General features: G+C 66.6%; 4 protein-coding genes and 1 pseudogene. All 5 read left to right on the top strand.

Annotated elements, in window-relative coordinates:
• Window positions 1–505 (top strand): annotated as a pseudogene (locus ACLP25_RS06235) (tungsten formylmethanofuran dehydrogenase); the annotation flags it as partial.
• Window positions 499–2,133 (top strand): formylmethanofuran dehydrogenase subunit A, encoded by a 1,635-nt coding sequence (locus ACLP25_RS06230; RefSeq protein WP_442468358.1) that lies wholly within the window; start codon window positions 499–501, stop codon window positions 2,131–2,133. The pseudogene ACLP25_RS06235 and the gene ACLP25_RS06230, both read left to right, overlap by 7 nt.
• Window positions 2,121–3,035: a formylmethanofuran--tetrahydromethanopterin N-formyltransferase gene (fhcD, locus tag ACLP25_RS06225; RefSeq protein ID WP_442468357.1), complete on the top strand. Its 915-nt coding sequence runs from the start codon at window positions 2,121–2,123 to the stop codon at window positions 3,033–3,035. Before ACLP25_RS06230 ends, fhcD begins: the two co-directional genes overlap by 13 nt.
• A complete protein-coding gene (locus tag ACLP25_RS06220) occupies window positions 3,032–3,844 on the top strand; it encodes a formylmethanofuran dehydrogenase subunit C (protein WP_442468356.1) in 813 nt (270 codons plus the stop codon). Before fhcD ends, ACLP25_RS06220 begins: the two co-directional genes overlap by 4 nt.
• Window positions 3,845–4,015: 171 nt before the next feature.
• On the top strand, window positions 4,016–4,323 hold a 308-nt coding region (locus ACLP25_RS06215), incomplete at its 3' end, for a DUF2380 domain-containing protein (protein ID WP_442468355.1).

The following is a 4,323-nucleotide window of genomic DNA, read 5'->3' as shown; positions in this document are numbered from 1 at the left end:
CGAGATCGAAATGGTCAACGGCCTCGTGCGCGATCTAAACGAGTCCACGCGGTTCTCGTCCTTGCCGTTGACTGCGGGCGACAACGGCGCGGGCGTTCTGGCTGTTTGCGGTTGGATGACCGGCTTCCCGATGCGAACCGGCTTCGGCTCCGGCGCGCCGGTGCACGACCCCTGGCGATTTGACGCCGAACGCCTGGTCAGAGCTGGGGAGGTCGACTGTGTCGTCTGGATCTCCGCGTTCGGCGCGCCGCCGCCGGAGTGGGCTTCGGGTTCGATTTCGATCGCCCTGTGCGATCGGGCGGCGCGCCCGACGCAGGCGCCGAAAGTGCTGATCGAAGTTGGACGCCCGGGCGTGGATCACAACGCCGTCGTTCATTCCCTGGATACGGGAGCCCTGGTCGCCGTCAGCGCGAATTCGTCATCCTCGGGCGACCTGCCGAGCGTCGCCGAGGCGCTCGCGCTCATCGCCGGAACCCTTCGAGATGGGGGCGCTGAGGCATGCTGACCTGTATCAAGGGCGGACGCATCGTCGATCCCGCGCACAAGCGCGACGAAATCGGCGATCTTTACATTCGCGGCGACCGCATTGTCGCGCCTTCAGCCGAGGCGCGCCCCGACGAGATCGTGAACGCCGAGGGCCTCATCGTCATGGCGGGAGGCATCGACATTCATTCGCACATCGCCGGCAGCAACGTAAACACCGCGCGCCTGCTGATGCCGGAGCAACATCGCGCCCACGCGCGCCGGCCCGCAGCGACGCCGCTTTCCAATGCCGGCTGGTCGACCTTCGAGACGGGTTGCCTGTACGCGGAAATGGGCTTCACCACAGTCGTCGAGCCCGCCGTTTCGCCTCATTATGCGCTGCATGCGCATCTCGAACTCGCTGACATCCCGATCATCGACAAAGCGATCCTCGCCATCCTTGGCAACGACGATTTTGTCCTCGGCCTGATGCGCGCGGGGAAGGGCGCCGGCGCGGTCCGGGATCATGTCGCCTGGATCATCGAGAGCACGCGCGCGCTCGGGATCAAGGTCATCAACGCCGGCGGCGTCGCGGCCTTCAAGGACAACGTGAGAACGTTCTCCTTCGACGACGTCGTGCCAACCTACGGCGTCAGCAGCCGGGAGATCGTGAAGACGCTGCAGCAGGCGGTGCACGAACTCGGCGTGCCGCATCCGCTGCATGTCCACTGCAATAATCTTGGAATGCCTGGGAACTTCAAGACGGCTCTGGAGACCATCGCCGCCGCAGAAGACCTGCCGCTGCACCTCGCGCATCTTCAGTTTTACGGCTACGGCGCCGAGGGCAAGCAGGGGATTTCGTCCGCTGCCCCACAGCTTGCGGAGGCCGTCAATGCGACGAAGAACGTGACGATCGACGTCGGCCAGGCGATGTTCGGCCAGACCGTGACCATCTCATCGGACGTGTTGCGTCAGTTCGCTGCGCGTGGGTTCGCCCATCCGAGCAAATACGTCATCTTCGACGGCGATTCGAACGGCGGCGGGGTCGTTCCTTTCGAGTACAAGGCAGGAAGCTTCTTCAACGCCGTACAGTTCGCCGTCGGGCTCGAGCTGTTTTTGCTGATCGACGACCCGTGGCGCGTTTTCTTCACCACCGACCATCCGAACGGCGCGCCTTTCACGGTCTATCCGGAGCTGTTCGCCCTGCTGATGGACAAGGACTTGCGCGCCCAGTGGCTCGCCCGCATTCCCGCGGAGGCGGCCGCGATGACGACGGCGCCGTCACTGTCTCGCGAATACACGATCTATGAGATCGCGACGATGACGCGCGCGGCGCCAGCGCGGCTCCTTGGGCTCTCGGACCGCGGGCATCTCGGCGTCGGCGGCCGCGCCGACATCGCGCTCTATCGCCCCGGGCGAGATCTCGCCGCGATGTTCCGGTCGGCGGCCCGCGTTTACAAGGACGGCGACCTGGTCGTGCGCGACGGGGCGGTCACGCACTACCGGTTCGGCCGTGCGATACAGCTTTCAACCCCCGTCGATGCTGACATGCGGCGTCGCATGGACCATTACTACGACGAGCGCTATGGGCTTCCATCCGATTTCATGCGAGTCCCCGAGGGCGCAATTCCGCGGCCTGGGCCTTTTGAGAACATCGCATGCTCGAGCTGACTTCGACAAGCGTCCGGGTCGACGACACCTTCGCCGAAGCTTTCGACATGCGGGCGACGGCGCTCATCATAACGGCGCCGACGAAGCGTTGGGCGTTGCAAGCTGCGACGACCATGACGGGATTCGCCACGTCGGTGATCGCCTGCGGCTGCGAGGCCGGGGTCGACCATGCGCTGTCGCCGCGCGAAACGCCGGACGGGCGGCCGGGCGTGCGCGTCTTGATGTTCGCTGTATCGACGTCCGAGTTGCAGCGTCAGGTGCAGATGAGGGTCGGCCAATGCGTCCTGACCAGCCCGGGCTCAGCCTGCTACGCGGGGCTCGAGGCGGGAGACGAAAAGCTGAAGGTCGGCGCGGCGATTCGGTTTTTCGGCGACGGCTGGCAGATTTCGAAGAAGCTGGGGTCAAGACGCTTCTGGCGGGTGCCGGTGATGGACGGGGAGTTTGTCTGCGAGTCGACGGCGTTCATGACCAAGAGCGCGGTCGGCGGAGGCAATCTGATCATCATGGGCGCAACGCCGGCGAGGACGCTTGCGGCCGCCGAGGCCGCCGTTGAAGCGATGCGCGCGGTTCCCGACGTCATCATGCCGTTTCCGGGCGGCATTGCCCGATCCGGCTCGAAACTGGGCTCCAAGTACAAGGGCGCGACCGCTTCGACCAACGACGCCTACTGCCCGACTTTGAAAGGCGCGGTCGAGAGCGCGCTCGATCCCGAGATCGGCTGCGTCCTCGAAATCGTCGTCGACGGGTTGACGAGCGCTGCGGTTGCGGCGGCGATGCGCGCCGGCCTCTCAGCGATCCTGGCTCTCGGCCCCGAACGCGGCGCTTTGCGTGTCGGGGCGGGGAACTACGGCGGCAAACTTGGCCGCCATCACTACCGACTGCGAGAGTTGCCGCCACCATGAAGCCGCTGACTTTCACCCTTCGAGCGCCGCCTCCGCAGCGTCTCGATCTTTCGCCCCTGACGCCGGCGAACCTGTCGGGGAAAAGCGTCCCGGAGATCGACGCCATCGAGCTGCAGACGACCCGCGAGCGGGTGACGGTCGGAGACGTATTCCATATGCGCGCGGGCGAGGCGGAAACAGTCGTCTTTGACGGAGGCAGCGAGCGATTCGACCGCGTCGGGACCGCGCTTGCGGCAGGCGCCATCGTGGTTGAGGGCGGCGTTGGCGTCGAGGCCGGCCGGTTGATGAGCGGCGGGCGACTGACAATCCGCGGCGACGCCGGAGCCTTTGCTGGCTCCGGGATGAGGGGCGGCGTCCTCGAGATCGCGGGCTCCGCCGGGGAACGGCTGACCGGCCCCTTGAGCGGAGAGACCGTCGGCATGGCGGGCGGACTGCTGCTCGTTCGCGGCGACGCCGGCGCGAGGGCCGCCGATCGGCTTCGCCGCGGCGTTGTTCTGATCGAGGGCGGGGCAGGCGCTTACGCCGGCAGCCGCATGATCGCGGGCACGCTCGCAATCGGGGGCGAGGCGGGGGACCTGCCGGGCTATCTGATGAACCGCGGAACGATCCTGCTCGGGCGCGGAGCGACGCGGCTTTCTCCGTCCTTCGGCGATTGCGGCGAACACGATCTCGTCGCCGCGCGGATTATCGCCGACTTCGTCGCGCGCGAGAGCGCGAAGCTCGCCAGACTCTTTCGCAGACGGCTGCGCCGTCTCGCGGGGGACCTCGCAGCGCTCGGCAAGGGCGAGATTCTGTCGCCGAGCGGATGACGGGGCAGCTCGCGTCGCGAAGAGGAGCGCCGATCGGACGCTTCCTCTCGGCCGCACCCACCCGCTTTGGAAAGTTTCTTGCCCGAACACTTGAGTCGAAAAGGGAAAACGATGGGAATCAGGTCATCGGCGCGCTCGCTCCGCCGCATCGCTGTCCCCGCGGCGATTGCCATGCTTGCGGTCTCCGGCGTTGACGCTGCACGTCCGCCGATCCCGGTCGCCGTCATCGACTTCGACTACACCGATACCTCCGGTGAGCCTCGCGACCAGACGGCGCAGCACGCCGCGCGCCTGGTGGCTTTCGTGAAGGCGCTGCGCAGCGACCTTGCCGCCACGGGGCGATTTAAGCCGATCGAGATCGCCTGCGCCTCACCGCCTTGCACCGCCAGCAATACGCCGGCGCCTGCCCTGATCGCGGCGGCCAAAGCCGCGGGCGCGCGGCTGCTGGTCTACGGCGGGATCGAAAAAATGAGCACGCT

This window comes from Roseiarcus sp. (genome assembly GCF_052145395.1).
In the GTDB taxonomy this organism is placed as follows: domain Bacteria; phylum Pseudomonadota; class Alphaproteobacteria; order Rhizobiales; family Beijerinckiaceae; genus Roseiarcus.
This window is presented reverse-complemented; position numbering and strand designations above follow the sequence as displayed.